This is a genomic window from Mycobacteriales bacterium (assembly GCA_035995165.1).
Taxonomy (GTDB): Bacteria; Actinomycetota; Actinomycetes; order Mycobacteriales; family CADCTP01; genus CADCTP01.
Window position 1 is genome coordinate 1 of sequence record DASYKU010000085.1, and the last position, 26,616, is coordinate 26,616.

General features: G+C 74.3%; 31 protein-coding genes. 17 read left to right on the forward strand and 14 right to left on the reverse strand.

Annotated elements, in window-relative coordinates; all coding sequences use genetic code 11:
- The 4 genes from VGP36_13750 to VGP36_13765 all read right to left on the reverse strand — a co-directional run.
- A partial coding sequence (locus tag VGP36_13750) for an ABC-2 family transporter protein (protein HEV7655779.1) occupies nucleotides 1-784 on the reverse strand: 784 nt, incomplete at its 3' end.
- The gene (locus VGP36_13755; GenBank protein ID HEV7655780.1) at nucleotides 781-1,593 is read right to left on the reverse strand and encodes an ABC-2 family transporter protein; all 813 of its coding nucleotides are present in this window, start codon (nucleotides 1,591-1,593) and stop codon (nucleotides 781-783) included. The genes VGP36_13750 and VGP36_13755, both read right to left, overlap by 4 nt.
- The gene (locus tag VGP36_13760; protein HEV7655781.1) at nucleotides 1,590-2,576 is read right to left on the reverse strand and encodes an ATP-binding cassette domain-containing protein; all 987 of its coding nucleotides are present in this window, start codon (nucleotides 2,574-2,576) and stop codon (nucleotides 1,590-1,592) included. Before VGP36_13760 ends, VGP36_13755 begins: the two co-directional genes overlap by 4 nt.
- An 82-nt stretch (nucleotides 2,577-2,658) precedes the next feature.
- Nucleotides 2,659-3,192 carry an NUDIX hydrolase family protein gene (locus VGP36_13765; protein ID HEV7655782.1) on the reverse strand — a complete coding sequence of 178 codons (534 nt, stop codon included), beginning with the start codon at nucleotides 3,190-3,192 and terminating at the stop codon, nucleotides 2,659-2,661.
- A gap of 83 nt (nucleotides 3,193-3,275) precedes the next feature.
- Here VGP36_13765 and VGP36_13770 point away from each other — a divergent pair, with 83 nt between their 5' ends.
- On the forward strand, nucleotides 3,276-4,943 hold the full coding sequence (locus tag VGP36_13770) for a hypothetical protein (protein HEV7655783.1): 1,668 nt from the start codon (nucleotides 3,276-3,278) through the stop codon (nucleotides 4,941-4,943).
- Here VGP36_13770 and VGP36_13775 read toward each other — a convergent pair.
- Both VGP36_13775 and VGP36_13780 read right to left on the reverse strand, forming a co-directional pair.
- Nucleotides 4,930-5,292, reverse strand: a complete 363-nt coding sequence (locus VGP36_13775; GenBank protein HEV7655784.1) for a hypothetical protein — start codon at nucleotides 5,290-5,292, stop codon at nucleotides 4,930-4,932. The genes VGP36_13770 and VGP36_13775 overlap by 14 nt on opposite strands.
- Before the next feature lie 56 nt (nucleotides 5,293-5,348).
- A complete protein-coding gene (locus VGP36_13780) occupies nucleotides 5,349-6,734 on the reverse strand; it encodes a cellulose binding domain-containing protein (GenBank protein ID HEV7655785.1) in 1,386 nt (461 codons plus the stop codon).
- A gap of 229 nt (nucleotides 6,735-6,963) precedes the next feature.
- Here VGP36_13780 and mftF point away from each other — a divergent pair, with 229 nt between their 5' ends.
- From mftF to VGP36_13805, 5 genes are all read left to right on the forward strand, one after another.
- Nucleotides 6,964-8,325: a mycofactocin biosynthesis glycosyltransferase MftF gene (gene mftF, locus VGP36_13785; protein HEV7655786.1), complete on the forward strand. Its 1,362-nt coding sequence runs from the start codon at nucleotides 6,964-6,966 to the stop codon at nucleotides 8,323-8,325.
- A gap of 23 nt (nucleotides 8,326-8,348) precedes the next feature.
- Complete coding sequence (locus VGP36_13790; GenBank protein HEV7655787.1) at nucleotides 8,349-9,167, forward strand: biotin--[acetyl-CoA-carboxylase] ligase; 819 nt, start codon at nucleotides 8,349-8,351, stop codon at nucleotides 9,165-9,167.
- Nucleotides 9,168-9,230: 63 nt separating this feature from the next.
- Entirely contained in the window at nucleotides 9,231-9,830 is a 600-nt protein-coding gene (locus tag VGP36_13795) for a PH domain-containing protein (GenBank protein HEV7655788.1), read from the forward strand.
- 16 nt (nucleotides 9,831-9,846) lie between these two features.
- Nucleotides 9,847-11,031: an acyl-CoA dehydrogenase family protein gene (locus VGP36_13800; GenBank protein ID HEV7655789.1), complete on the forward strand. Its 1,185-nt coding sequence runs from the start codon at nucleotides 9,847-9,849 to the stop codon at nucleotides 11,029-11,031.
- Nucleotides 11,032-11,058: 27 nt separating this feature from the next.
- Complete coding sequence (locus VGP36_13805) at nucleotides 11,059-12,651, forward strand: acyl-CoA carboxylase subunit beta (protein ID HEV7655790.1); 1,593 nt, start codon at nucleotides 11,059-11,061, stop codon at nucleotides 12,649-12,651.
- Between the two features lie 16 nt (nucleotides 12,652-12,667).
- Here VGP36_13805 and VGP36_13810 read toward each other — a convergent pair whose 3' ends face one another.
- The gene (locus tag VGP36_13810) at nucleotides 12,668-13,198 is read right to left on the reverse strand and encodes a CGNR zinc finger domain-containing protein (protein ID HEV7655791.1); all 531 of its coding nucleotides are present in this window, start codon (nucleotides 13,196-13,198) and stop codon (nucleotides 12,668-12,670) included.
- A gap of 39 nt (nucleotides 13,199-13,237) precedes the next feature.
- On the opposite strand from VGP36_13810, the gene VGP36_13815 reads away from it, so the two are divergent.
- Complete coding sequence (locus VGP36_13815) at nucleotides 13,238-14,278, forward strand: DMT family transporter (GenBank protein ID HEV7655792.1); 1,041 nt, start codon at nucleotides 13,238-13,240, stop codon at nucleotides 14,276-14,278.
- Here the strand turns inward: VGP36_13815 and VGP36_13820 are convergent.
- The gene (locus VGP36_13820) at nucleotides 14,177-15,139 is read right to left on the reverse strand and encodes a YafY family protein (protein ID HEV7655793.1); all 963 of its coding nucleotides are present in this window, start codon (nucleotides 15,137-15,139) and stop codon (nucleotides 14,177-14,179) included. The genes VGP36_13815 and VGP36_13820 overlap by 102 nt on opposite strands.
- Before the next feature lie 192 nt (nucleotides 15,140-15,331).
- On the opposite strand from VGP36_13820, the gene VGP36_13825 reads away from it, so the two are divergent.
- From VGP36_13825 to VGP36_13835, 3 genes are read left to right on the forward strand one after another with little or no spacing between them, the layout of a single operon-like run.
- On the forward strand, nucleotides 15,332-15,535 hold the full coding sequence (locus VGP36_13825) for an acyl-CoA carboxylase subunit epsilon (protein ID HEV7655794.1): 204 nt from the start codon (nucleotides 15,332-15,334) through the stop codon (nucleotides 15,533-15,535).
- Nucleotides 15,532-16,140: a nucleoside triphosphate pyrophosphatase gene (locus VGP36_13830; GenBank protein ID HEV7655795.1), complete on the forward strand. Its 609-nt coding sequence runs from the start codon at nucleotides 15,532-15,534 to the stop codon at nucleotides 16,138-16,140. Before VGP36_13825 ends, VGP36_13830 begins: the two co-directional genes overlap by 4 nt.
- A 43-nt stretch (nucleotides 16,141-16,183) precedes the next feature.
- Entirely contained in the window at nucleotides 16,184-17,941 is a 1,758-nt protein-coding gene (locus VGP36_13835; protein HEV7655796.1) for a biotin carboxylase N-terminal domain-containing protein, read from the forward strand.
- Nucleotides 17,942-18,216: 275 nt separating this feature from the next.
- On the opposite strand, the gene VGP36_13840 is transcribed toward VGP36_13835, so the two are convergent.
- Nucleotides 18,217-18,564, reverse strand: a complete 348-nt coding sequence (locus VGP36_13840; GenBank protein HEV7655797.1) for a DUF202 domain-containing protein — start codon at nucleotides 18,562-18,564, stop codon at nucleotides 18,217-18,219.
- A 142-nt stretch (nucleotides 18,565-18,706) separates the two neighbouring features.
- Entirely contained in the window at nucleotides 18,707-19,069 is a 363-nt protein-coding gene (locus VGP36_13845) for a DUF202 domain-containing protein (GenBank protein HEV7655798.1), read from the reverse strand.
- Between the two features lie 34 nt (nucleotides 19,070-19,103).
- Between VGP36_13845 and VGP36_13850 the strand changes: the two genes are divergently transcribed.
- The gene (locus tag VGP36_13850; protein HEV7655799.1) at nucleotides 19,104-19,436 is read left to right on the forward strand and encodes a DUF5313 family protein; all 333 of its coding nucleotides are present in this window, start codon (nucleotides 19,104-19,106) and stop codon (nucleotides 19,434-19,436) included.
- Here VGP36_13850 and VGP36_13855 read toward each other — a convergent pair.
- Complete coding sequence (locus tag VGP36_13855) at nucleotides 19,393-20,589, reverse strand: MFS transporter (GenBank protein HEV7655800.1); 1,197 nt, start codon at nucleotides 20,587-20,589, stop codon at nucleotides 19,393-19,395. The genes VGP36_13850 and VGP36_13855 overlap by 44 nt on opposite strands.
- Nucleotides 20,590-20,700: 111 nt before the next feature.
- Between VGP36_13855 and VGP36_13860 the strand changes: the two genes are divergently transcribed.
- From VGP36_13860 to VGP36_13875, 4 genes are read left to right on the forward strand one after another with little or no spacing between them, the layout of a single operon-like run.
- A complete protein-coding gene (locus VGP36_13860; GenBank protein HEV7655801.1) occupies nucleotides 20,701-20,913 on the forward strand; it encodes a hypothetical protein in 213 nt (70 codons plus the stop codon).
- Entirely contained in the window at nucleotides 20,910-21,698 is a 789-nt protein-coding gene (locus VGP36_13865) for a 5-oxoprolinase subunit PxpA (GenBank protein HEV7655802.1), read from the forward strand. Before VGP36_13860 ends, VGP36_13865 begins: the two co-directional genes overlap by 4 nt.
- 9 nt (nucleotides 21,699-21,707) lie before the next feature.
- Complete coding sequence (locus tag VGP36_13870) at nucleotides 21,708-22,313, forward strand: allophanate hydrolase subunit 1 (protein HEV7655803.1); 606 nt, start codon at nucleotides 21,708-21,710, stop codon at nucleotides 22,311-22,313.
- The gene (locus VGP36_13875) at nucleotides 22,310-23,161 is read left to right on the forward strand and encodes a biotin-dependent carboxyltransferase family protein (GenBank protein HEV7655804.1); all 852 of its coding nucleotides are present in this window, start codon (nucleotides 22,310-22,312) and stop codon (nucleotides 23,159-23,161) included. Before VGP36_13870 ends, VGP36_13875 begins: the two co-directional genes overlap by 4 nt.
- A gap of 42 nt (nucleotides 23,162-23,203) precedes the next feature.
- On the opposite strand, the gene VGP36_13880 is transcribed toward VGP36_13875, so the two are convergent.
- The gene (locus VGP36_13880) at nucleotides 23,204-24,616 is read right to left on the reverse strand and encodes an NAD(P)H-quinone dehydrogenase (protein HEV7655805.1); all 1,413 of its coding nucleotides are present in this window, start codon (nucleotides 24,614-24,616) and stop codon (nucleotides 23,204-23,206) included.
- A 46-nt stretch (nucleotides 24,617-24,662) separates the two neighbouring features.
- Between VGP36_13880 and VGP36_13885 the strand changes: the two genes are divergently transcribed.
- Nucleotides 24,663-25,115, forward strand: a complete 453-nt coding sequence (locus tag VGP36_13885) for a gamma-glutamylcyclotransferase (protein HEV7655806.1) — start codon at nucleotides 24,663-24,665, stop codon at nucleotides 25,113-25,115.
- A 19-nt stretch (nucleotides 25,116-25,134) separates the two neighbouring features.
- On the opposite strand, the gene VGP36_13890 is transcribed toward VGP36_13885, so the two are convergent.
- The gene (locus VGP36_13890; GenBank protein HEV7655807.1) at nucleotides 25,135-25,659 is read right to left on the reverse strand and encodes a helix-turn-helix domain-containing protein; all 525 of its coding nucleotides are present in this window, start codon (nucleotides 25,657-25,659) and stop codon (nucleotides 25,135-25,137) included.
- Nucleotides 25,660-25,738: 79 nt separating this feature from the next.
- Here VGP36_13890 and VGP36_13895 point away from each other — a divergent pair, with 79 nt between their 5' ends.
- Complete coding sequence (locus VGP36_13895; protein HEV7655808.1) at nucleotides 25,739-26,224, forward strand: PaaI family thioesterase; 486 nt, start codon at nucleotides 25,739-25,741, stop codon at nucleotides 26,222-26,224.
- Between the two features lie 94 nt (nucleotides 26,225-26,318).
- Here the strand turns inward: VGP36_13895 and VGP36_13900 are convergent.
- Nucleotides 26,319-26,616: S1 family peptidase (locus VGP36_13900; GenBank protein HEV7655809.1), on the reverse strand; the 298-nt coding region annotated here is incomplete at its 5' end.

Below are 26,616 nucleotides of genomic sequence, written 5' to 3' on the forward strand. Positions count from 1 at the left end.
AGGAGGAGGCGCCGGAGTAGCGGTGGAGGGCGTGGGTCCAGGTCCAGCGGGTGAGGAGGGCCAGGGCGAGGGTGAAGCCGACGGACCCGAGCAGGAGCAAGCCCGTCGCCCGCCCGGTCAGCGCCGACGCCGGGACCGTCACCGCGAACGCCAGCGGGACCAGGACCGTGAACCCCACCCGCAACCAGCCCGGGTAGACCGAGACCGGCCAGCGCCCGGCCTGGTACATCCCGTCGAACAGCTCGACGATCGGGTCGAGCCGGGTCACCCAGAACGCCAGCGTGCTCAGCAGCAGCCAGAAGCAGTAGATCGCGATCGTGCCGAGCAGCAGCGAGACCAGGAACGCGAGCACGTCGAGCAGCGGCACCGTCCCCGGCAGCCGGATCGTCGCCACCACGATCAGCGCGGCCCCGACCAGGATGTCCACGCCCTGCCAGAGCTGGACCCGCCGCACGCTCACCAGCAGCTGCCCGTCGGCCGGCTTGGTCAGCACGAAGTCCAGCGTGCCCTGCTGCACGTCGGTCATCAGCTGCTGCATGTTCGGCTGCACGATCATCTTGATCACGCCGCCGACCAGCACGTACACGCCCATGACGACGAGGAGCTCGCCGCCGGACCAGCCCTGCAGCGACGAGGTGTTGGCGAACACCAGCGCCAGCACGGCCAGCGAGGTGCCGACCGAGATCACCGACTGGACCAGGCTGAACGCGAAGTTCACCCGGTACTGCAGCTCGTTGAGGATGCCGACCCGCAGGAACGTCCCGGCCAGCCGCAGCCCGTTCACGCGCCCACCGCCCCGTACCGGCGGATGCCGGCCCGCCAGACCACCGCCACCAGCAGCGTCCCGGCCGCGACCCAGACCGCCTGCAGGCCCAGCCCGATCAGCAGCGAGCGGGTGGACAGCGACCCCGCCAGCACCTCGATCGGATAGCCGAACGTGTACTTGAACGGCAGCACGTTCGCCAGGCCGGTCGCCCAGGCCGGCAGCAGCGCCAGCGGCACCAGCCGGCCGGACAGCAGCAGCTCGGCGGTGAAGTACGTGTCGTAGATCGCGCTGACCCGGGTGGTCCAGAACGTGATCATGCCGAGCACCCAGAGCAGCATCGACCGGATCAGGTACGCGCCCCAGATCGCGACCACGAACACGACCACGTCGAGCGCGCTGATGTGGAAGGTCGGCCGGAACGCCAGGGACAGCACGAGCGCGATCGGCACCCAGAGCACGACCACGACGACCTTCCAGCCGGCGAAGAAGGCCAGGTCGAAGTGGATCGGGTGGACAGGCTGCAGCAGTCGTCCGGACAGCTCACCCCGCTGGATCCGGTCCTCCCACGCGTACGGCGTGAGCACGATGTTCATGTTCCGGACGAGCGTCCAGACGATGTAGTACGCCGCGAAGTCCCCGGCCGTGATGCCGTCGACGGACCCGCCGTGCGTGTTCGCGACCGAGGACCAGACGACCAGGTAGACGACCGGCTCGGCGACCATCCCGAGCATGTACGCGTAGTTCGCGGTCCGGTACTGGAGCTGGGTCTGCACCGCGGCCTTCATCACCGTGGCGTAGAGCCCCGGCAGCCCGGTGAGCCGGCTCACTGCAGCGCGCCGGCCGCGAAGACCTGCTCGATCACGTCCTCGACCGGCGGGTCCTCGATGGTCAGGTCGGTCACCCCGTGCTCGGACAGCAGCCGGGCCGCGACCGCGGCCGAGCGGTCCTTCTCGACCCGCAGCGTCACCCGGTCGCCGTCGATCGCGAGGACCTCGCCGAGCGAGTCCAGCGCGGACCGGTCGGCGATCGTGGCGGTGATCGTCTGGCGCTGGGCGTAGCGGGTGGACAGCGCCCGCAGCGACCCGTCGTAGAGCAGCCGGCCGGAGTCGATGACGATCACCCGCTTGCACAGCGCCTGCACGTCGGCCATGTAGTGGCTGGTCAGCAGCACGGTCGCGCCGTGGCGGGTGTTGTACGCGGCCAGGAACGCCCGGATCCGCTTCTGCATCGTCACGTCGAGCCCGATGGTCGGCTCGTCCAGGAACAGCACCTGCGGCGAGTGCAGCAGCGCGCCCGCGATCTCGGCCTTCATCCGCTCGCCGAGCGAGAGCTGCCGGACCGGCTTGCGGACCTGGTCGCCGATCTCCAGCAGCTCGACCAGCTCGTCCCGGATGCGTCGGAAGTCGGCGTCCGGGATCCGGTAGATCGCCCGGTTCATCTCGTACGAGTCCAGGGCCGGGAGGTCCCACTGGAGCTGGTTGCGGTTGCCCATCACCAGCGTGATCCGGCGCAGGAAGTCGCGCTCGCGCCGGGACGGCAGATGCCCGAGCACGCTGACCTCACCCGCGCTCGGGAACAGCAGCCCGGACAGCATCTTCAGCGTGGTGGTCTTGCCGGCCCCGTTCGGGCCGAGGAAGCCGACCACCTCGCCGGGCTCGACCGCGAAGTCGATCCCGCCGACCGCGACGACGTCCCGGGTCGTACGCCGGACCAGGCTGCGCACGGACGCCCGCAGGCCGGCCTCCCGCTCCGGCACCCGGAACGTCTTGGCCAGCCCCTCCACCCGGATCTCAGGACCGCTGCCAGCCACTCTTCGAGCCTAGGGCCGGCCGCAACCGGCTTACCGGCGGGCCCGGGGTGATCGAGACGAGCTCGGTGTAGACGACGACGCGTCAGTGACCCACGTAGGAGAGGCCTTGCTGGAGGAGGACACCCTGGCCGCCGGTCATCTCGGCGAGGAGGCGGTCGTCGCGGGCCTCCTGGGGGGTGAACCAGGTGAGCTCCAGCGCGTCCTGCTGCGGCTCGCAGTCCCCCTCGACCGGGACCACGTAGGCGAGCGAGACCGCGTGCTGGCGCGGGTCGTGGAACGGCGTGACCCCGGGGGTCGGGAAGTACTCCGCGATCGTGAACGGCTGCGGCGCCAGCGGCACCCTCGGCAGGGCCAGCGGGCCGAGGTCCTTCTCCAGGTGCCGCAGCAGGGCCGAGCGGACCCGCTCGTGGTAGAGCACCCGGCCCGACACCAGCGCCCGGGTGATCCGGCCCTCCCCGGTCACCCGCAGCAGCAGGCCGACCGAGGTCACCACACCCTGCCCGTCCACCCGCACCGGGATGGCGTCCACGTACAGGATCGGCAACCGCTGCCGGGCGGCGTCCAGCTCCTCGCCGGCGAGCCAGCTGCTGTCCGACTGGGGAGTCGTCTGGGTCATGGCCACCTTTCTATCCCGCCCGGCACCGCTAGCACCGGGCGGCGCCCCGGTGCGGTGTACGCGTACTGGGATACTGCTCGGCGATGAAGACGCGACGGGCGACGACGATGTCCTCGATCCTGGCAGCCGCGGCCCTGCTCGCCGCAGGGTGTACCGGCACGGGCGCCGCCGGCACGACCACGTCCGGCACCGGGCCGTCCAGTCCGACCGAACAGCAGGCCGCGCCGGCCGCGGTGGTGGCGGCGCCGAGTGCGGCCACCCTGGTCGCCCCGGGGCGTACGCCGGCGCAGATCACGACCGCGGTCAGCCGCAGCCTGTTCACCTCGGCGCCGGCCGTCGTGGTCGCCTCGTCGACCGACCCGGACGCGCTGTCCCGGGGCAGCGAGCAGGCCGAGCGGCTCGGCGTCCCGCTGCTGCTCACCGACGGGACCGCGGCGACGACCGCCGCAGCACCGTCCGGCCCGACCCCGACCGGGAGCGCCGCCGGCCCGACCCCGACCGGGAGCGCCGCCGGGTCGACCCCGACCGGGACCGCCGCCGGGTCGAGCCCGGCCGCCGCGGATCCGGTCGCGACCGAGGTGGCGCGGCTGAAGCCGACGACCGTCCTCGCCCTCGGCCCCGGCGTCGCCGACCTCCTCGCCCCGACCGGGATCAAGGTCGTCACCGACCCGGCGACGATGCCTCCGCTGGCCCTCCCCGAGCCGCTGTCCGACACGGCCGTGCTGATCAGCGCCGCGCCCGGACTGCCGGCGAAGGCGACCGCGCTGGCCGTGACCACGACCGCGAAGGCCGCCGGGGCCCGGGCCGTCCCGGTCGTCGGCGGAGATCCGCGCACCGACAGCCGCGCGATCGAGGACCTGTCCACGGCCAAGCCCGCGCACGTCGTCGCGGCCGGCACCGCCTTCGGCGCGACCGCGACGCTGGCGGCCCGGATCGCGGTCGCCACGACCGGCGTCCAGCTGCCCGGCGGCGGCCAGGTCGTCCTGCCCGGCCGCCGCCTCGTGGCCATGTACGGGTACCCCGGCTCGGCCGGTCTCGGCGTGCTCGGCGAGCAGCCGCTGCCGCAGGCGATCGCCCGGGCGAAGCGGCTGGCCGCGCCGTACGTGCCGCTGTCCGGCGACACCCCGGTGGTGCCGACATTCGAGCTGATCGCGACGGTCGCCCAGGCCAACCCGGGAGTCGGCGGCGACTACTCGTACGAGGCCCCGGTCAGCCTGCTCAAGCCCTGGGTCGACGCGGCCGGCAAGGCCGGCATGTACGTGGTGCTCGACCTGCAGCCGGGCCGGGCCAACCTGCTGGACCAGGCCAAGATCTACGAGCCGCTGCTGAAGAACCCGCACGTCGGGCTGGCGCTCGACCCGGAGTGGCGGATCACCGACAGCCAGCTGCCGCTGCAGCAGATCGGCAGCGCGAAGGCCGCGGAGATCAACTCGGTCTACCGCTGGCTGGCCGACCTGACCGCGAAGAACACGCTGCCGCAGAAGCTCTTCGTCATCCACGAGTTCCGGCTGTCGATGATCGGCGACGACGAGCCGCTGCAGCACGACCGGGACCAGGTCCAGCTGCTCATCCACATGGACGGCCAGGGCCCGACCAACACCAAGGACTCGACCTGGGCCGCGGTCGTCGGCGCGGCCCCGAAGGGTGTCCCGTTCGGGTGGAAGAACTTCTACGACGAGGACACCCCGATGCTCACGCCGGCCCAGACGATGATCCGGAAGCCGACGCCGAGCATGATCAGCTACCAGTGACCCCGGTCTTCTCGTCCAGGTACTGCAGCAGGTCGTGCGCGGCCAGCTCGACGTCCTTGTGCCGCCACTCCGAGGCCCGGTAGACGCAGGCGATCAGCCCGCTGCGGTGCACCCGGCGCAGGTCGCCGTAGACGAAGGCGTACCGCGCCTTGGTCTCGTCGGTGGCGCCCTCGGTCAGCCCGAGGTGCCAGGCCGCGTAGTCCTGGAAGGAGTGCTTCTCCAGGTAGGCGTTCTGCGCGTCGCCCTTGGGCTGGACGTCGCCCCAGTCGCTGTCCAGCACGTACTGCTTCGAGTCGATCAGGGACCGGGCCTTGTCCACCGCGGCGGGATTCAGCTCGTACGACGCCATGAGGGAAGAGTTCCCGCCCCGGCCGGGGCCTGAACCCCGGCCGCGGCGAGCGGTGGTCAGCCCCGGTACTGGGCCACGATCGAGGTGAACTCCCACGGCGCCTGCGTCACGCTGCTGCAGGTGCCGGAGGTCGTGCCGGCCTCCGGGGTCGCGCACTGCCGGTCCCGGTTCACCGACCAGTACGTGAACCGGGCCAGGTGGTGCAGCTGGGCGTAGGCGAGGATCTGCCGCATGTCGGCCTGCCGCACGATCTCGCCGACGTCCGTCCGCCCGTTCATCGAGGAGATGCCGGACATCCGGTAGACCGCGTCGTCCGACAGCGCCGGGTAGAGCGCCCTGAGCTGCGCGTGCAGGTCCTCGGCGACGGTGATCGTGAGCTGGCCCATGCCGGTGGTGCCGCCGCCGAGGTCGAACGGCATGATCGTCCAGCCGTCCACCGCGGCACCGTTGCGGATCGCGGACTGCACGAGCTGGTTGCCGAAGAACGTCAGTCCGGTCTGGCCGACCGGCATCGTGACGTACACCTTCAGCGCCGGGGTCCGGGTCTTCAGCATCCGGATCGCGGTGGTGACCCGGTCCTGGGCCGCGGTGTTCTCGAACTCGGTCGACTCGATGTCGAAGTCGATCGCCTTGAGCGAGTACCGGTCGATGACCGTCTGGTACGCCGCGGCCAGCGACGTCGCATCGCCGCAGTTCTCGCCCAGCTTGGTGCCGTTGAAGCCGCCCACCGAGGGCATCACGTCACCGCCGGCCGCCCGGATCTGGGCGATCTTCCCGGCCATCACCGTGTCGGTGGAGACCGGGCCGCCGCCGCTCCAGACCGGGTGGCAGGCGCCGTCGGACAGGATGAACGCGAGCGTGAACGTCTTCACCCCGGTCGCGGCCATCACGGTGTTGATGTCCGGCGGGTCGTTCTCCAGTGGCATCAGGTACGGCGCGGAAGCCAGCGGCCCGGCCGGTCCCGGCGGCGGAGGCGGCGGGGTCGTCGGCGGCGGGGTGGTGGGAGGGTTGGTGGGCGGCGCCGCTCCGCCGGTGCAGCCGGCGCCGTTCAGCGCGCAGTTCGACGGCCCGCCGAACGTCCCCGAGTACGGCCCGGTGAAGCCGAAGCTCGCGGTCCCGCCCGGTGCGACGACCGCGTTCCAGCCGGCGTCGGTGACCGTGTAGTGGTTCCCGGCCCTGGTCAGCCGGCCGTCCCAGGCCGAGCTGATCGAGACGTTCGCCGGCAGGTCGAACTGCACGGTCCAGCCGCTGATCGTGGCCGAGCCGCCGTTGGTGATCGTGTACCTGCCCTCGAAGCCGGTCCCCCAGTCCGAGGTCTTGGTGAACGCGGCGGTCGGGGTCGTGGCGGCCCCGGCCGGGGCGGCGGAGAGCGTGACGGCGAGTCCGGCGGCGGTGCCGGCGGCGGCCAGCGCCGCGACCGCCCTTCGGGCGTACGGATGCACGGGTCCTCCAGGGAGCAGAGTCGACGAGTGCAGCGGCCCCCGCAGTATGCGTACTGGTCTAGACCTGTACGTACCGCCGGTCGGGTGATGGTCTCCGAAAAGGACGCTGGGCAACTCCGTGTGAGCCGCAACACCCGCGACGGGCAGGTCCGACCGATCGGCATCCGGTGCCGACCGGGCGGCCGGGCCGCACCCCTGTCCGTCCGGGCGGGGGAGGCAGACTGGCCCGGTGAGTTCGGTGGAGGTCGACCCCGGCGCCCGGCTGCACGACGGGCCGGCCGGGGCGCTGCTCGTCGGCGGCCAGCCGCTGCGGGTGCTCAAGCTCAACCCGGCCGCGGCCCGGGTCGTCGCCGGCTGGCAGGCCGGCGGCGGGTCGCCCGCCGGGGCGGCCGAGACAGCGCTGGCGACCCGGCTGCACCGGACCGGACTGGCCGTGCTGCGGGCGGACACCTCGCCGTGGACCGCGGCCGACGTGACCGTGGTGGTGCCGGCGCGGGACCGGGCGGGCGCGCTGGACCGGTGCCTGGCCTCGGTCGGCGACGGGCCCCGGGTGCTGGTCGTGGACGACGCCTCCCGCGACGCCGCCGCGGTCGCCCGGGTGGCCGGGAAGCACGGGGCCGAGCTGGTCGTCCGGGCGGTCAACGGCGGTCCGGGGGCGGCCCGCAACACCGGGCTGGCGGCCGTAGGGACCCCGTTGGTCGGGTTCGTGGACTCCGACTGCGTGCTGCCGCCGGGCTGGCTGGTGGGGCTGCTGCCGGTGCTGGCCGACGGGACCGCGGTGGCCGCGCCACGGGTCGTGGGCCGGGGCGGCGACGGTCCGCTGGCGCGGTACGAGACGACGGCCGGCCCGCTGGACCTCGGCGCCGCCGCCGGCCCGGTCGGCGCGGGCACCCGGGTCGGCTACCTGCCGGCCGCGGTCCTGCTCTGCCGCCGGGACGCGCTCGGCGCCGGCTTCGACGAGACGATGCGGGTCGGCGAGGACGTCGACCTGGTCTGGCGGGTCGCCGGGGCCGGCCACCCGGTCCGGTACGAGCCCCGGGTGGTCGTCGAACACGAGACCCGGACCGGCTTCGGCTCCTGGTTCGGCCAGCGGCAGGGGTACGGCCGCGGCGGCGCCGCGCTGGCCGCCCGGCACCCGGACCGGCTCGCCCCGGTCGTGATCAGCCGCTGGTCGCTGCCGGCGCTGGCCTGCCTGGCCGCCCGCAAGCCGGGCTGGGCGCTCGGCTGCACGGCGCTGACCGCGGTCGGGCTCTGGACCCGGCTGCCGGCCGGGCCGGGCCGGGCCGGGGAGTCGGCCCGGCTGACCGCGCAGGGGCTGGGCTGGACCCTGCTCGGGCTGGCCGAGGCGGCGGCCCGGCCCTGGCTGCCGGCCCTGCTGGCGGCCTCGGTGGTCAGCCGGCGGGCCCGGCGGGCGACCGCGCTGGCGCTGGCGGTCCGGCTGGTGCGGACCCGGGGCGGCCGCAGCCCGGACCTGGCCCCGGCGACCTGGGCCGCGCTGCGGGTCGCCGACGACCTCGCGTACGGGACCGGGATCTGGCAGGGCGTCCTGCGCGACCGCGAGCCGGGCCCCGTCCTCCCGCGGATCGTGTGACCGTCCGGGCTAGCCTGGGTGCGGTGACGAACGCGAGCCGGTGGGCCGACCTGGACCGGCCGCCGCTCTCGGAGCGGGCCCTGCGGACCGCGCTGATCCGGCCCGGCGGCTTCGTGACCGGCCTGCGGGTGGTGACCGAGACCGGCTCGACCAACGCCGACGTGGCCGCGCTGGCCCGGGCGGGCGCGCCGGAGGGCACCGTGCTGGTGGCCGAGGCCCAGACCACCGGCCGCGGCCGGCTCGGCCGGGACTGGACCTCCCCGCCGCGGGCCGGCCTGCTGTTCTCGGTGCTGCTGCGCCCGACCGGCCCGATGCCGGGCCGGACCTGGATCCCGCTGCTGACCGGCCTGGCCCTGCAGCGCGCGGTGGCCCGCCTCGGCGCGGTCGAGACCCGCCTGAAGTGGCCCAACGACCTGCTGCTCGGCGACGACCTGGCCAAGGCGGCCGGCATCCTGGCCCAGGCCGAGGGCGGCGCCGTCGTGGTCGGCATCGGCCTGAACGTGACCACCAAGCGGGACGAGCTGCCGCCCGGCGCGACCTCGCTCGCGGTCGAGGCGGCCGAGTGCACCGACCGGGACCCGCTGCTGCGGGCGGTGCTGCGCTCGCTGGACGAGGTCTACCGCGGCTGGCTGGAGCACCCCGGCGGCGTCCGCCCCGGGTACGAGCAGGTCTGCGACACGATCGGCCGGGACGTCCGGGTCCAGCTGCCGGACGGGTCGGCCCTCGTGGGCACCGCGACCGGCCTGGACCACGCCGGTCGGCTCGTCGTACGGACCGACAACGGCGACATACCGGTGTCCGCCGGGGACGTCACCCGCGTACGACCGGTCACGACCGGTTGAACTGCACACACCGGTTCGGGCGAACGTCGTGACGCGGGCGACCGGGTAAGCCATGCTTTACCGGTGGCCTACCCGGACAGCCTGCTCGCCGACGACGAGCGCGTCGTCAAGCACCTGCACCCGCACTGGATCACCCTGCTGGTGCCGACGGTGTTACTGGTCGTGATCGTGGGGCTGGGCTCGTTCCTGGCCGCGATCGTGCCGGGCGGCGGCGCCCAGGGGATCATCCGGATCGTGATCGCGGCGGTCGCCGTGCTCGCGGTGATCGTCGTGGCGCTGATCCCGTACCTGAGCTGGCGCAGCACCCACTACGTGCTCACCACGCACCGGCTGATGACGCGGCTGGGCATCCTGAACCACACCGGCCGCGACGTACCGTTGAATCGGATCAACAACGCGATGTACGAGCAGTCGTTCTGGGAGCGGATCATCAACTCCGGGACGCTCGTGGTCGAGTCCGCCGGCGAGGACGGCCAGCAGATGTTCAAGAACATCCCGGACGCCGACCAGACCCAGCAGCTGATCAACAGGCTGGTCGAGGGCGACCACGACCGCCGCACCCGCAACGCCGCCCGCTACGAGGCCCGGTACGAGGTCCACTACGAGCAGCAGGGCGTGGATGACCCCGACCAGCCCACCCGGCGGATGGAAAGGCCCCAGTAGCGGGTAGGTCCCCGTCATGGCTGATGACGGGGGTCTGCTGACCGGCGACTTCTACCGCTTCGAGCAGCTGCTGTCCGGCCCCGAGCGGGACACCCTGCACGCGGTCCGGGAGTGGCTGGCGGCCGAGGTGGCGCCGATCGCGAACCGGTACTGGGAGCGGGCCGAGTTCCCGTACGAGCTGATCCCGCGCTTCGCCGAGCTCGGCATCGCCGGGATCTCCTACGACGAGGTGCCGGGGACCGCGCCGTCCGCGCTGCTGTCCGGGTTCCTGTCGATGGAACTGGCACACACCGATCCCTCGTTCGGCACGTTCTACGGCGTGCACTCCGGGCTGGCGATGGGCAGCATCGCCCGCTGCGGGTCGGCCGAGCAGCGGGCCCGGTGGCTGCCGGCCATGGGCCGGCTGGAGACGATCGGCGCGTTCGCGCTGACCGAGCCGCAGGGCGGGTCCGACGTGGCCGGCGGCCTGCGGACGGTGGCCCGCCGGGACGGCGACGGCTGGGTCCTGGACGGGGCCAAGCGCTGGATCGGCAACGCCACGTTCGCCGACCATGTGATCACCTGGGCCCGCGACGAGGAGTCCGGGAAGGTGCTCGGGTTCGTCGTGCACGGCGACAACCCCGGCATGACCGCGACCGCGATCAAGCACAAGATCGCGCTGCGGACCGTCCAGAACGCGGACATCGTGTACGAGAACTGCCGGGTGCCGGAGGAGGACCGCCTCCAGGAGGCGCACGGCTTCAAGGACACCGCGGACATCCTGCGCCGGACCCGCTCGGGCGTGGCCTGGTCCTCGGTCGGGGTGATGCTGGCCGCGTACGAGATCGCGCTGGCGTACGCGAAGGAGCGGGAGCAGTTCGGCCGCCCGATCGCGGCCTTCCAGCTCGTCCAGGACCTGCTGGTCCGGATGGTCGGCAACGTCACCGCGGGCCTGGGCATGGTGGTGCGGCTGGCCCAGCTCCAGGACGAGCAGGTGTTCGCGGACGAGCACTCCGCGCTGGCCAAGGCGTACGTGACCAGCCGGATGCGGGAGACCGTCGGCTGGGCCCGGGAGCTGCTGGCCGGCAACGGCATCGTGCTGGACCACGACATCGGCCGGTTCGTCGCCGACGCCGAGGCGATCTACTCCTACGAGGGCACCCGCGAGATCAACACCCTCATCGTCGGCCGGGCCATCACCGGCCACAGTGCCTTCATCTGAGCAAATGCTGCGGATAGTCTCGGCCGCATGACCGCTGAGCCCGTCGCCGACGCCCCCGACATCCACACCGCCGCGGGCAAGCTCGCGGACCTGCAGCGGCGGACCGACGAGGCGGTGCACGCCGGCTCGGAACGCGCGGTCGAGCGGCAGCACGCGAAGGGCAAGAAGACGGCCCGGGAGCGGATCGACCTGCTGCTGGATGAAGACTCGTTCATCGAGCTGGACGAGCTGGCCCGGCACCGCTCGACCGCCTTCGGCCTGGCCGACGAGCGGCCGTACGGGGACGGCGTGGTCACCGGCTACGGCACCGTCGACGGCCGGCCGGTCTGCGTGTTCTCGCAGGACTTCACCGTCTTCGGCGGCAGCCTGGGCGAGGTCTTCGGCGAGAAGATCGTCAAGGTCATGGACCTGGCCATGAAGACCGGCTGCCCGGTGATCGGCATCAACGACTCCGGCGGCGCCCGGATCCAGGAGGGCGTCGTCGCCCTCGGGCTGTACGCGGAGATCTTCTACCGCAACGTCATGGCCTCCGGCGTGGTCCCGCAGATCAGCCTGGTGATGGGCCCGTGCGCGGGCGGCGCGGTCTACTCCCCCGCGATCACCGACTTCACCGTGATGGTCGACCAGACGTCGCACATGTTCATCACCGGGCCGGACGTGATCAAGACGGTGACCGGCGAGGACGTGTCGATGGAGGAGCTGGGCGGCGCGAGAACCCACAACACCAAGTCCGGCGTCGCGCACTACATGGCCTCGGACGAGAACGACGCGATCGACTACGTGACGGCGCTGCTGTCGTACCTGCCGTCGAACAACCTGGACGAGCCGCCGGTGCTCTCCCCGTCCGGAGATCTCGAGATCACGGCTGAGGACCTGGAGCTGGACACGTTCGTCCCGGACTCGGCCAACCAGCCGTACGACATGCACACGGTCATCGAGCACGTGCTCGACGACGCCGAGTTCCTCGAGGTCCAGCCACTGTTCGCGCCGAACATCATCGTGGGCTTCGGCCGGGTCGAGGGCCGGCCGGTGGGCGTGGTCGCCAACCAGCCGATGCAGTTCGCCGGGACGCTGGACATCGACGCGTCGGAGAAGGCGGCCCGGTTCGTCCGGACCTGCGACAGCTTCAACGTCCCGGTGCTCACGTTCGTAGACGTGCCCGGGTTCCTGCCCGGTACCTCGCAGGAGTGGGGCGGGATCATCCGCCGCGGCGCCAAGCTCATCTACGCGTACGCCGAGGCGACGGTCCCGAAGGTCACGGTGATCACGCGCAAGGCGTACGGCGGCGCGTACGACGTGATGGGGTCCAAGCACCTGCGCGCGGACGTGAACGTGGCCTGGCCGACGGCGCAGATCGCGGTGATGGGGGCGCAAGGCGCGGTCAACATCCTCTACCGGCGGGAGATCGCCGACGCCTCCGATCCGGAGGCGCTGCGGGCGGAGAAGGTCGGCGAGTACGAGGACACGCTGGCCAACCCCTACATCGCGGCCGAGCGGGGCTACCTCGACTCGGTGATCCCGCCCTCCCAGACCCGCCGCTACGTCACCCAGGCCCTGCGCATCCTCCGCTCCAAGCGCGACACCCTCCCGCCGAAGAAGCACGGAAACATTCCGCTCTGAGCCCGGGCGGCGGGGGTCAGGACCGGCGGGCCCGGTAGGCCGCGACGGCGACCCGGTTGCCGCAGGCCACGCTGCAGAACCGCCGGGACCGGTTCCGGGACAGGTCCAGGACGACCCCGCCGCAGCTCTGGTCGGCGCAGACGGACAGCCGGCTGAGCTCGTCGGCCCGGATCACGTCCGTCATCGCCATCGCGGTCTCCACCGCGATCCGGTCGGCCAGCGGAGCGTCCGAGGCCACGGCGTGCACGTGGTAGTCCCAGCCGTCGTGGCGTACTAGCTGCGGTCGGGCGTCGTGCTCGGCCAGCATCCGGTTGACGATCTGCGCCGCCTCGTCCCGGTCGCCGGTGAGCAGCACCCGCAGCGGCGCCCGCAGCGCGCGGACCGCGGCCAGCTCGGCGGCGCCCCCGGTCCGGGCGCCGCTGTAATCGTGCTCGGCGAAGAAGGCGTCGAGCTCGGCCGGCGTCCGGAGCGTGTCCGGCTCCTCGGCCGAGTTCACCAGGGCCACCGCGGCCGTCAGCGCCGCGGCGGTGTCATGGGTGAATAGCACGTTGACAGCTTACTCGGTCAGCTTCTAGCGTCATGAGCCATGACGGCCTTGACGCATGACTCGACCCGCGTACGGGTGTCCGGGCTGGGCCTCGCCGTCCTGTCGGCCGCGTCGTTCGGGCTGTCCGGCTCGCTCGCCCGCGGGCTGCTGGACGCGGGCTGGTCGTCGGCCGCCGCGGTCTGCGCCCGGATCCTGCTGGCCGCGGCGGTGCTGGTGCCCGTCGCGGCCGGACAGCTGCGGGGACGGTGGGCGCTGGTGCGGCGCAACCTCCCGCTGCTCACCGCGTACGGGTTGATCGCGGTGGCGGGCTGCCAGCTCGCGTACTTCAACGCCGTCGCGACGCTGCCCATCGGTGTCGCGCTGCTGATCGAATACACCGCGCCGGTCGCCGTGGTCGGCTGGCTGTGGCTGCGGCACGGCCAGCGCCCGGGCTGGCTGACCGCCGGCGGGGCGGTGCTGGGCGCGGCCGGCCTGGTGCTCGTGCTCGACCTGGTCTCCGGGGCGGACCTCGACCCGGTCGGCGCCGGCTGGGCGCTCGGGGCGATGGCCGGCGCCGCCTGCTACTTCGTGCTGTCCGCCCGGGAGGACACCGGGCTGCCGGCCACCGCGCTGGCCGCCGGGGGCCTGCTGCTCGGCGGGGTGACCCTGCTGCTGGCCGGCCTGACCGGCGTCGTCCCGCTCGCCGTCTCGACCCGGCGGGTCGCGTTCGCCGGGTTCGGCACGCCCTGGTGGGTGCCGGTGCTGGCGCTCGGCCTGGTCACCGCGGCGCTGGCCTACGTGGCCGGCATCGCGGCCACCCGCCGGCTCGGCTCCCGGCTGGCGTCCTTCGTCGCGCTGTTCGAGGTGCTGGCGGCGCTCGGGTTCGCCTGGCTGCTGCTGGCCCAGCGGCCGGGCGGGCTCCAGGTCGTCGGTGGCGTGCTGGTACTGAGCGGGGTGATCGTGGTGAACCTGGGCGAGAGCCGGCCCTCTCCGGACGGGTCAGGCGACGAGGCGGTCGACCCGGCCCCGCAGGGTGGAGAGCTGGGTGCGCACCTCGGGGGATGCGTCGATCAGGTTCGCCTCGACCGGCAGCATCATTAGGGACAGCGCGAGCCACTCGACGCTGTGGTTGGAGGCGCGCAGCAGCGTGCGGTCCGGCCCGTCCGCGGTCAGCTCGCCGAGCCAGCGCGGCACCCGTTCCCGCGCCGCCTCCAGCGGCAGCGCGATCGCCAGCAGCGCCTCGTGGTCCCGCGGGACCGAGCGCAGCGCCTGGGCCACGTACGCGGCGGCGTCCTCCGCCGGCAGTTCCCGCGGGGTGAACCGGATCCCGTTCGCGAACGGGCGGGACAGCCGGTCGACCCGGAACGTCCGCCAGGCGTCGCGCTGCAGGTCCCAGGCGACCAGATACCAGCGGCGGCCGCGGGCGACCAGCCGGTGCGGCTCGACCAGCCGCGAGCTCTCGGCGCCGTCCGCGGCCGCGTAGCCGAAGCGCAGCTGCTCCCGGCCCCGGCAGGCCTGCGCGACCGCGACCAGGGTGTCGGCCGGCACGGTCGGCTGCTGCCGGCTGCTGAACACCGTGGTCTCGGTCGCGTCCGCGAGCGCGTCGACCCGGCGCCGCAGCCGCGGCGGCAGCACCTGCTGGAGCTTGGCCAGCGCCTGCAGCGAGGTCTCCTCGATCCCGGTCACCCCGCCGCCGGCCGCCGTCCGCAGCCCGACCGCGATCGCGACCGCCTCGTCGTCGTCCAGCAGCAGCGGGGGGATCCGGGTGCCGGCCGAGAGCTGGTAGCCGCCGCCGGTGCCGCGGCTGGTGTCGACCGGGTAGCCGAGCTCCCGCAGCCGGTCCACGTCCCGCCGGACCGTACGAGGACTCACGCCGAGGCGGTCGGACAGCTCGTCCCCGCCCCAGTGCCGGTAGGTCTGCAGGAGGGACAGCAACCGGAGGATGCGCGCGGTCGGATCCACGTGTCCGATTCTACCGCTATTGCGGTCAGGATGTGACCACAAGCCGGTGGCCGGGCCGGCCCGGGGTGGATGGTGTCGACGAGCGCGTACCACTGTGAGTGGTGATCACCACTCCCAGTGGTAGTCACCACTCCCAGTGGTACGAGTCCGGCCGGATACCGTTCCGAGGTCGGGACCGGGCAAGATGAGGGCGTGACCGAGACGCCCTACCTCCGGGTCGTACGCGGAGAGCCGACCGCGACGGAGCTGGCCGCGCTGGTGGCCGTGCTGGCCGGCCGGTCGGCCGGGTCGGCGCCCGCGCCGCGCCCGCGCTCGACCTGGTCCGACCCGGCCCGCCGGCTGGGCGTGACCCGGCCCGGGCCGCTCGGCTGGCGCAGCTCCGCCCTGCCGGCGTGACCCGGCTCGTCCTCGCCTCCCAGTCCCCGGCCCGGCTGTCGGTGTTGCGGGCGGCCGGCGTCGAACCCGAGGTCCGGGTCTCCGGGGTCGACGAGGACGGGATCAGCGCGCCCGACCCGGCCGCGCTGGTCCTCGCGCTGGCCCGGGCCAAGGCGGCCGCGGTGGTCCGGCCGGAGGACGACGACCTGCTCGTGATCGGCTGCGACTCGCTGCTCGACCTCGACGGCACCGCGTACGGCAAGCCCGGCACGGCCGACGAGGCGACCGAGCGGTGGGAGCTGATGGCCGGCCGGTCCGGGGTGCTGCGCACCGGCCACGCGCTGCTGTCCGTACGGGCCGGGGAGGTGGTCGCGTGCGCGGACGGGGTGGCCTCGACCGAGGTCCGCTTCGGCCGGCCCGACCCGGAGGAACTGGCCGCGTACCTGGCCACCGGCGAGCCGCTGCAGGTGGCCGGCGCGTTCACGATCGACGGCCGGGGCGGCTGGTTCGTGGACGGGGTGAACGGCGACCCCGGCACCGTGATCGGATTGTCCCTGCCAATGATGCGCATGCTTTTGAGCAAGGTCGGAGTGGCCGTGACGGATCTGTGGGAGACCGTGGAGTAACCGGATCCCTAGACTCCGGGACGAGACGAATGGGGTGTTGCCGGTGCGCAAGGTGCTGATCGCGAATCGGGGCGAGATCGCCGTCCGGGTCGTGCGAGCGTGCCGGGACGCGGGTCTGGCCAGCGTCGCGGTGTACGCGGAGCCCGACCGGGACGCCAAGCACGTCCGGCTCGCGGACGAGGCCTTCGCGCTCGGCGGGACCACGGCGGCCGACTCGTACCTGGTCGTGGACAAGGTGCTGGCCGCGGCCCGGGAGTCCGGCGCCGACGCGGTCCACCCCGGCTACGGCTTCCTGTCCGAGAACGCGGAGTTCGCCCAGGCCGTCCTGGACGCCGGGCTGACCTGGATCGGGCCGCCGCCGGAGGCGATCCGGGTACTCGGCGACAAGGTCGCGGCCCGGCACCTGGCCGCCGAGGTCGGCGCGCCGCAGGTGCCCGGCACGTCCGACCCGGTCGCCGGCCCGGAGGAGGTGCTCGCGTTCGCCGAGGAGCACGGGCTGCCGGTGGCGATCAAGGCCGCGTTCGGCGGTGGTGGCCGCGGGCTCAAGGTCGCCCGGACGAGGGAGGAGATCCCGGAGCTGTTCGCCTCCGCGGTGCGCGAGGCCGAGGCCGCGTTCGGGCGGGGCGAGTGCTTCGTCGAGCGCTACCTGGACCGGCCGCGGCACGTCGAGGCCCAGATCATGGCCGACCAGCACGGCACGGTCACCGTGGTCGGCACCCGGGACTGCTCGCTGCAGCGGCGGCACCAGAAGCTGGTCGAGGAGGCGCCCGCGCCGTTCCTGTCCGACGAGCAGCGGGCCGCGATCCACAAGGCCGCGCGGGACGTCTGCGCGGCCGCGTCGTACGTCGGCGCCGGCACCGTCGAGTTCCTCGTCGGCCTGGACGGGGTGATCTCGTTCCTGGAGGTCAACACCCGGCTGCAGGTGGAGCACCCGGTCACCGAGGAGACCAGCGGGTTCGACCTGGTCCGGGCCCAGTTCGCGGTCGCGGACGGGGCCACGCTGGAGTCGCTCGGGCTGGCCACCGACCCGGCCCCGCGCGGGCACTCGTTCGAGTTCCGGATCAACGGCGAGGACCCCGGGCGCGGCTTCCTGCCCGCCCCCGGCACGGTCGCGTCGTACGTCGAGCCGGCCGGACCGGGCGTCCGGGTCGACTCCGGGGTGGACGCGGGCTCGGTCGTCGGCGGCGCGTTCGACTCGCTGCTGTCGAAGATCATCGTGACCGGCGCGTCCCGGGAGGAGGCGCTGGAGCGGGCCCGGCGGGTGCTGGACGAGACCGTGGTCGACGGGCTGCCGACCGTGCTGCCGTTCCACCGCGCGGTCGTCCGGGACCCCGACTTCACCGACGACCCGTTCCGGGTGCACACCCGCTGGATCGAGACCGACTGGGGCAACGAGCTGGAGCCGTGGTCCGGCGTCGCCGCCGACGGCGAGGAGCCGGCCGCGCGGGAGACCGTGGTGGTGGAGGTCGGCGGGCGGCGGCTGGAGGTCACGCTGCCGGCCGGGCTCGGGGCGGCGACGGGGGTCGCGGCCGGGCCGAAGCCGGGCCGGCGGTCGAAGTCCAAGAGCGGTGCGGCCGGTGCCAGCGGGGACGCGCTGACCAGCCCGATGCAGGGCACGATCATCAAGATCGCGGTCTCCGAGGGGGACACGGTCGCGGCCGGCGACCTGGTCGTCGTGCTGGAGGCGATGAAGATGGAGCAGCCGCTGACCGCGCACAAGGCGGGCACGGTGAAGGGTCTCGCCGCCACGGTCGGCGAGTCCGTCACCTCCGGCGCCGTCATCTGCGAACTCGTCGACTGATCCGGGGCTCCGCCAACCACCCACCCGGCGGGGCGCGGCGGCGCGGTCGACCCCTCGCCCTCCGCGGCGCGGCCGACCCCTCGCCCTCCGCGGCGCGGCCGACCCCCTCGCCCCCCGCGGCGCGGCCGACCCCTCGCGCCCCCGCGGCACGGCCGACCCCTCGCGCCCCCGCGGCACGGCCGACCCTCGCGCCCCCGCGGCGCGGCGACCTGACCGGCGCGGCCGACCGGGTCGGATTTGGCGCCGCGATCAGGCGGCGGGGTGGCCGGGCGGGGCTAGTGCAGGGCCAGGAGAAGCGCGACGGCGAGGGCGAGTAGGGAGATCGTCGCGGCGAGAGTGGCAGCGGAGCGGGTGGCCCGGGGAACCGGCGCGGTCGGGGCGCCGGCGAGCGGGCGCAGGATCGCGGCGCGGCGGCGGCCGACGACCGTGACCACGAGCGTCGCGACCGCGCTCACCGCCAGCCCGGCGACGAGCAGCGGCGACGAGCCGAGGCCGATCCGGATCAGCAGCAGCCCGCAGACCGCGACCGACAACCAGGTCCGGGTCCAGGCCAGCACGGTCCGCTCCACCGCCAGCCCCGGCCGCGGGCCGGGCACCCGCCGCGCCGGATCCGGACCGCTCACGACCGGTGCCGAGAGCCGACCAGTCCCGGTCGTGCGCCGGACGGCCGCCCCGGCCGCGCGCCGGACGCCGACCCCAGACCGGACATTGGCCCCAGACCGGACATTGGCCCCAGACCGGACGCCGGCCCCGGCCGGGGAGCGTTCATCGGTCGGTGGCGACGAGGAGGACGACGGTGACGAGGGCGATGACGGCGATTCCGCCGGCCAGCACCGGCGCGAGCCGCGGCACCGGCAGCGGTGCGCCGACCCGCATCGCCCGCTGCGCGTGGACCCAGCGCGTCCACGCGGTCGCGCTGACCGCCGATCCGAGCAGCACCAGGCAGACCGCGAGCGTCTGCCGCAACCCCGGCACGGCCAGCCGCGGCACGAACGCTTCCAGCCCGATCCCGCCCGCGATCAGCGCCAGCGCCGTACGGATCCAGGCCAGGAAGGTGCGCTCGTTGGCCAGCGTGAACCGGGGATCGGGCTCGTCGCCGTCCTCCCCCGGTCCCTGCACCCAGCGCACGGCGGCAGACTAACGATCGGGCAGACTGGCCGGAGTGAGCTCCCGCCCGTCCGCCCTGCAGTGGCTGCGGTACGCGTTGGGCGGCCGGTTGCCCGACTCCCTGCGCACCTGGGTCCGGCACGACCTGACCGACGCGGACTGGCGGATCCGGCAGATCGTGCGGGTGCTGGTGCAGGCGGCGTTCCCGATCGTGGTGATCCTGGTGCTGCCGATCCCCCTCGGGCTGCGGATCCTGATGGCCGTGCTGATCCTGCTGGGCGCGCTCTCGGTCGGCGCCGCGTACGGCGACGAGCTGCGGGAGCGCCGGTTCCGCCAGCACGGGCTCACCCCGCCGGCCTCGGAACCGCCACCGACCGGGCGATGGTGAGCCCGACCAGCACCGCGGCCAGCGCCGGCGGCACCGCGCCGAGCAGGAACGCCGTCCCCGGTCCGTGCGCCTGCACGACCAGCCCGGCCAGCGCCGACCCGGTGGCCGACCCGCCCAGGAACGCGACCGCGAGCCCGGCGAAGGTCTGGGCGACGGCGCCGGCCGGCGCGACCTCGCCGACCAGCGTGTAGATCCCGGCCAGGGCCGGGGCGACCAGCCCGCCGGCCAGCACCAGCAGCGCACCCAGCGCGACCAGCCCGGGGTAGACCGCGAGCAGCGCGTGCCCGCCCGCGACCGCGGCCAGCAGCAGGAGCAGCCGCCGGCCAGGCCCGCGCCGGGCCGGGCGGGCGCCGCCCAGCAGCCCGCCGACCAGCGAGCCCGCGCTCCAGACCGCGAACAGCGCGCCGGTCGCGGCCGTGTCGCCCGCGGTGCCGGCCGCGCCGACCACCCCGACCTCGACCCAGGAGAGCCCGCACAGCAGCAGGAACCCGGCCGCGAACAGCGGCACCAGCGGCACCAGCGCGCCCGGCCGGACCGGCGGCCGCTCGCTGCTGCCGATCCGCTCCAGCCCCGGCGTGGCCGCGAACGAGACCGCGCCGACCACCGCCAGCACCCCGGCCAGCAGCACCGCGGCCGACGGCGACGCGACCGCCGCGGCGGCGCCGGCGAGCGACGGGCCGACGATGAAGATCAGCTCCTGGACGGTCGCCTCCAGCGAGTACATCGACGCGCGGGCGTCGGGCTCGGTCAGCACGACCGGCCACAGCGCCCGGACGACCGGGACGGCCGGCGGCGTGAACAGCGCCGCGGCGAGGGTCAGCCCGGTCAGCGCCAGGGCCGAGCCGGTCCGGACCGTCACCAGCGCGACCAGCCCGGCCGCGTTCCCGGCCGCGGTCCCGACCAGCACGGCGCGGGCGGACCGGCCGCCGTCGACCAGCCGGCTCCAGAACAGCGAGCCGACCCCGACGCCGATCACCCAGGTCGCCGCCACCACCCCCACGGCCGCGTACGACCCGGTGCGCTGGATTACGAGCAGCGTGACCGCGAGCGCGCCGGCCGGCTGCCCGACCCGGGCCAGCAGCGAGGTCCCGAGCGCGCGCGCCACCGTCGGGGTCCGCAGCAGCGGACCGTACGAGGACGGGACCAGCGACACACCGCGATCCTGCCCTGCGGCACCGACAGTTCGCCGCTACCGGCGGCGGCGGACCTCGGACTGTCGATCGTCCTACGATCAGGATCCCGACCGGGTGAGAGAGGAGACTCCGTGACCGGGCTCAGCCGCCGGCCGCCGCTGGATCTGCCGTCCCTCGACCCGCTGCCGACCGCGGCCGAGCCGCTGGACGCGAGTGCCTACCTGCCGCGCAATCGGGAGGTGTCCGCCCACCTCGTGGCCGGCGAGCACGACCGGGCCCGGGCGGCGCTGACCGCCTACCTGCAGGACCCGCGGGCGGACGTCGAGCGGGCGGTGGCCGGATGACCGAGATCGACCTCAACAGCGACCTCGCCGAGGGATTCGGGATCTGGACCCTGGGCGACGACGCGGCCCTGCTGGAGCTGGTCACCAGCGCGAACGTGGCCTGCGGCTTCCACGGCGGCGACCCCGGGATCATGCGCCGGACCTGCGCGCGGGCGGTCGAGCGCGGCGTCGCGATCGGGGCCCAGGTCTCGTACCGGGACCTGGCCGGGTTCGGGCGGCGGAAGATCGACATGCCCCGGGCCGAGCTGACCGACGACGTGCTCTACCAACTGGGCGCGCTGGACGGGTTCGCCCGGGTGGCCGGCGACCGGGTCCGCTACGTCAAGCCGCACGGCGCGCTCTACAACGCGATCGTCGACGACGCCGAGCAGGCCGCCGCCCTGGTCGACGCGATCACCCTGTACGACCCGGCGCTGCCCGTGCTCGGCCTGCCCGGCTCGCAGTGGCTGGCGCAGGCCGAGGCCGCCGGGCTGACGGCGGTGCGGGAGTTCTTCGCCGACCGGGCGTACACGCCGGAGGGGCGGCTGGTCTCGCGCCGGCTGCCGGGCGCGGTGCTGCACGACCCGGGCGAGGTCGCCGACCGCTGCGCGGCCTGGCTCGAGACCGGCACCGTCACCGCGATCGACGGGTCCACTGTGGACATCCAGGCCCGGTCGGTCTGCGTGCACGGGGACACCCCGGGCGCGGTCGAGATGGCCCGCCGGGTGACGGCGGCGCTGACCGCCGCGGGCGCGACGCTGTCCCGGTTCGCCGACGGAGCGGCCGAACCGGGCGGAGCGGGCTGAGCGGTGCGGATCCTTCCGGCCGGCGACGCCGCCGTCCTGGTCGAGCTGGCCGACCTCGACCAGGTCGGCCGGCTGTACGCGTCGCTGCGCGACTCACCGCTGCCCGGCACCCTCGACGTCGTCCCGGCGACCCGGACGATCCTGCTCGGGCTGGACCCGGCCGTCACCGGTCCGGACAGGGTGGCGGCCGCGCTGCGGGAGCGGACCCTGCCGGCGGCGATCGACCGCGGCGCGACCCGGCTGGTCGAGATCCCGACCTCGTACGACGGGCCCGACCTGGCCGACGTCGCCGCGCTGACCGGGCTGGGCGAGGACGAGGTGGTCCGGCGGCACGGGGCCGCGGAGTGGACGGTCGCGTTCTGCGGGTTCGCGCCGGGCTTCGCGTACATGCTCGGCGGGGATCCGGCGCTGCGGGTGCCGCGGCGGGAGACGCCGCGGACGGCCGTACCGGCCGGGTCGATCGGGCTGGCCGACGCGTTCACCGGGGCCTACCCGCGGCGGATGCCGGGCGGCTGGCAGCTGATCGGCCGCACCGACGCCGTGCTCTGGGACCTCGACCGGGATCCGCCGGCCCTGCTGCCGCCCGGCACCCGGGTGCGGTTCGTGCCGGCGTGATCGAGATCCTCCGCCCCGGTCCACTGGCGACGGTGCAGGACCTGGGCCGCCCCGGGTACGCCCACCTCGGCGTCGGCCGGTCCGGCGCCGCCGACCGGGGCAGCCTGCGGCTGGCCAACCGGCTGGTCGGCAACCCCGAGACCGCGGCCGGGCTGGAGATCACCTTCGGCGGCCTCACCGCCCGGTTCCTCGCCCGGGCCACGATCGCGCTCACCGGCGCCCCGGTCCCGGCCATGCTCGCCGGCCGCACCACCCACCTGTACGGACCGGTCGAGGTCTCCCCGGGTGACGAGCTCGCCCTCGGGACGCCGATCCGCGGCGTCCGGACGTACCTGGCCGTGCGGGGCGGGGTGGACGTGCCGGCCGTGTTCGGCTCGCGGGCGACCGACCTGCTCGGCGGGCTCGGGCCGGCCGCGCTGGAGCGCGGCACCCGGCTGCCGGTCGGGACGGAGACGGCCGGGTTCCCGACCGTCGACGTCGCGGCGGTGCCGGCGCTGCCGGCCGTGCTCGTCCTGCCCGTGCGGGCCGGGCCGCGGGCCGACTGGTTCGCCGCCGGGGCGCTGGAACGGCTGGGCAGCGCGGCGTACGAGGTCACGCCGGCCAGCAACCGGGTCGGCGTCCGGCTGGACGGGCCGGCGCTGGCGCACGCGGGCAACGGGGAGCTGCCGACCGAGGGGATGGTCGAGGGCTCCCTGCAGGTGCCGCCGGACGGCCGGCCGATCGTCATGCTGGCCGACCACCCGGTGACCGGCGGCTACCCGGTGATCGCCGTGCTGGACGACGCCGCGATCGGGCTGGCCGGCCAGGCCCGCCCCGGCGACGTCCTCCGCTTCCGCGTCCGCACCTAGGCCCCCGCGCGGCCCGGACCGCGCGGCCGGACCTGGCCCCGCTCAGTCCAGGTCGTCGTGGACCATGAGCTGGCGGGCGGCCTCGGTCAACGACCCCGACAGCGACGGGTAGACCGCGAACGTCGAGGCGATCTGGGACACGGTCAGCCCGAGCTGGACCGCCATCGTCACCGGCAGGATCAGCTCGGACGCCGACGGCGCCACCACCACCCCGCCGATCACGGCCCCGGTCGCGGGCCGGCAGAACAGCTTCACGAACCCGTCGGTCAGTCCCTGCATCTTGGCCCGGGCGTTGCTGGCCAGCGGCATCACCACGATCCGGGCCGGCACCTCGCCGGCGGCGATCGCGGTCTCCTGGATGCCGACGGTGGCGATCTCCGGATGCGTGAACACGGTCGCCGACACGGTCTTCAGCCGCAGCGGGGTGACGGCCTCGCCGAGCGCGTGCCACATCGCGATCCGGCCCTGCATGGCCGCGACCGAGGCGAGCATGAGCACGCCGGTGCAGTCGCCGGCCGCGTACACCCCCGAGGCGGCGGTGCGGGAGACCCGGTCGACCTCGATGAAGCCGCGCTTGTCCAGCCGCACCCCGACCGCGTCCAGGCCGAGCGCGTCGGTGTTGGGCACCGAGCCGACGGTCATCAACGCGTGCGACCCCTCGACGGTGCGGCCGTCCTCCATGGTCACCAGGACGCCCTTGTCGGTGCGGACCACCGACGCCGCCCGGGCCCGCTTGACGATCTCCCCGCCGTGCTCGGCGAAGACCTCCTCGATCACCTCGGCCGCGTCGGTGTCCTCCCCCGGCAGCACCCGGCCCCGGCTGGAGACGAGCGTGACCCGCACGGTCATCTCCAGGTACGCGCTGGCGAACTCGGCCCCGGTCACGCCCGACCCGATCACGACCAGGTGCTCGGGCAGCTCGGTCAGGTCGTACACCTGGCGCCAGGTCAGGATCCGCTCGCCGTCCGGCTCGGCCCCGGGCAGGATCCGCGGGGTCGCGCCGGTGGCCAGCAGCACCACGTCGGCCTCGACCGTCTCGGTGACCCGGCCGTCCCGGGCGACGACCTCGACGTGCCGGACCGCGCCGGGCTGCTCGGCCGCGAACCGGCCCCGCCCGGTCAGCAGCCGGACGTTCCGCTCGCCGGACAGCCGCTGCCAGACGTCCTCGGACTGCCAGGCGGCCAGGTCCTTGACCCGGCGGTTCACCACGGTCGCCTCGACCGTCACGTCACCGTCGGGACCGACCGCCCGGACCCCGAGCGCGGACGCGCCGCGGAAGCTGGTCATCGTCTCGCTGGTCGCGATGAAGGTCTTGGACGGCACGCAGTCGTAGAGCACGCAGGCGCCGCCGAGCCCGTCCGGCTCGATCAGCGTCACCTCGCCGCCGAGCTGTGCGGCCACCAGCGCCGCCTCGTAGCCGGCCGGTCCGCCGCCGATGATCGCGATGCGTGTCACCCGCTCATTGTCCCTCCCGCTTGCGCTCCCCGTACGATCCCCGCTCGTGGCTCTGTACGCCGCCTACGGCTCGAACATGGACCCGGCACAGATGGGTCAGCGCTGCCCGCACTCGCCCGCGTCCGGTACGGGCTGGATCACCGACTGGTGGCTCACCTTCGGCGGCGAGGACCTCGGCTGGGAGGGCTCGCTGGCGACGCTGGTCGAGGCCCCGGGCGAGACCGTCTTCGTCGCGCTCTACGACGTCACCGCCGAGGACGAGGTCCAGCTCGACTCCTGGGAGGGCGCCGACACCGGGCTCTACCAGAAGATCCGGCTACGGGTCCACACGCTCGACCGCACCGAGCTGGCCTGGGTGTACGTGCTGGACGCGTTCGAGGGTGGGCTGCCCTCGGCCCGCTACCTGGGCGTGCTGGCCGAGGCGGCGGAGCGGGCCGGCGCCCCGCACGACTACGTCACCGGCCTGCGCATGCGCCCCTGCCGCACGTCCTGGCCGTAAGCCCTCCCCGCCGCCGGTGCTAGGCGGGGGCGGTCGCGAGGCGCGGCAGGGCGCGGGGGTCCTCGGGAGCCAGTTCGCGGGCGCCGGGGCCGGGGCGGGGGTGGACGTCGCGGGCCGAGCCGAGGTCGTGACCGGCGCGGCAGCGCAGCGTCACGTCCACCGGCTCGCCGCAGTCGACGTGCGCCAGCTCCAGCGTCGGCCCGGCCGCGGGCTGCTCCAGGTACCGGTCGCCCCAGCGCAGCAGCGCGACCAGCACCGGGTAGAGGTCCATCCCGGTCGCGGTCAGCCGGTACTCCGAGCGGGTCCGCTGCCCCGGCTCCCGGTACGGCACCCGCCGCAGCACCCCGGCGTCGACCAGCGTCGAGAGCCGGGCCGAGAGCACCTGCCGGGGCGCCCCGATCCGCCGCCGCAGGTCGTCGAACCGCCGTACGCCGGAGAAGACCTCGCGCAGGACCAGCAGCGACCACTTCTCCCCGACCAGCTCCAGGGTGCGGGCGATCGAGCAGGGGTCGGGGTCGTACCGCAGCGCGTCCGGGACCGGCATGTGAGCCAGGCTAAGTTCGCTTGACAGACCTGGCAAGGACTGGTGAAGCTGCGTTCGCCGGACGGACTCAGGAGGCCCCGTGGAGCGCACCCGCACCTACAGCTGGACGGACCCGGTCGAGCTGGCCGCGGCCGCGAGCGGCCGCACCGGGCTGGAGTTCCTGCTGGACATGGGCGAAGGCCGGCTGCCGGTGCCGCCGATCATGGAGACGCTCGGGGTCGGCTCGATCTCGGCCGAGGCGGGCCGGGTGACGTTCACGCTCGACCCGGCCGAGTGGCACTACAACCCGATCGGGACCGTGCACGGCGGCGTGCTGGCCACGCTGCTGGACTCGGCCGCCGGGTGCGCGGTGCAGTCGACGCTGCCCGCCGGGGTCGGCTACACCTCGCTGGACCTCTCGGTCCGGTTCCTGCGCCCGGTCTCCGTCCAGTCCGGGCCGCTGCGCTGCACCGGCGAGGTGCTCAACGCGGGCAAGCGGACCGCGCTGGCCGAGGCGAGGCTGACCGACGAACGGGACCGGCTGCTCGCCCACGCCACCTCGACCTGCTTGATCCTGCGCCCCTGATCCGAGGGTGACCGCCCGTGAGACGAGGGCGACCGGGCCCGCCGCCCGGGAAAGGTAGGCGGCGGACCCGGTCGATCCCCAGTGGTGAGTGGTCCTAGATCAGCGAGACGCCGTACGTGGAGAGCGCCTCGGTCACCGGCTGGAAGAAGGACGCGAAGCCGGCCTGCGTGCAGGCGCCGACGGTCCCGCCGGAGGTGATGCCGATCGCGGTGCTGCCGGAGAACCAGGCACCGCCGCTGTCACCGGGCTGGGTGCAGGTGTTGGTCTGCACCATCTGGAAGACCGTGCCCTCCGCGTACTGCACGGTGACGTTGGTCGCCTGCACGGTGCCGCAGGTCAGGCCGGTGGTGCTGCCGGACTTGCAGATCGACTGCCCGACGACCGCGTTGCCG

What these genes read in the sequence shown, in the direction of transcription:
- VGP36_13765 (HEV7655782.1), bottom strand. Translation starts at nt 3,192, where the DNA reads ATGACCCAGACGACTCCCCAGTCGGACAGCAGCTGGCTCGCCGGCGAG.
- VGP36_13770 (HEV7655783.1), top strand. Translation starts at nt 3,276, where the DNA reads ATGAAGACGCGACGGGCGACGACGATGTCCTCGATCCTGGCAGCCGCG.
- VGP36_13775 (HEV7655784.1), bottom strand. Translation starts at nt 5,292, where the DNA reads ATGGCGTCGTACGAGCTGAATCCCGCCGCGGTGGACAAGGCCCGGTCC.
- VGP36_13800 (HEV7655789.1), top strand. Translation starts at nt 9,847, where the DNA reads ATGGCTGATGACGGGGGTCTGCTGACCGGCGACTTCTACCGCTTCGAG.
- VGP36_13805 (HEV7655790.1), top strand. Translation starts at nt 11,059, where the DNA reads ATGACCGCTGAGCCCGTCGCCGACGCCCCCGACATCCACACCGCCGCG.
- VGP36_13815 (HEV7655792.1), top strand. Translation starts at nt 13,238, where the DNA reads ATGACGGCCTTGACGCATGACTCGACCCGCGTACGGGTGTCCGGGCTG.
- VGP36_13865 (HEV7655802.1), top strand. Translation starts at nt 20,910, where the DNA reads ATGACCGAGATCGACCTCAACAGCGACCTCGCCGAGGGATTCGGGATC.
- VGP36_13890 (HEV7655807.1), bottom strand. Translation starts at nt 25,659, where the DNA reads ATGCCGGTCCCGGACGCGCTGCGGTACGACCCCGACCCCTGCTCGATC.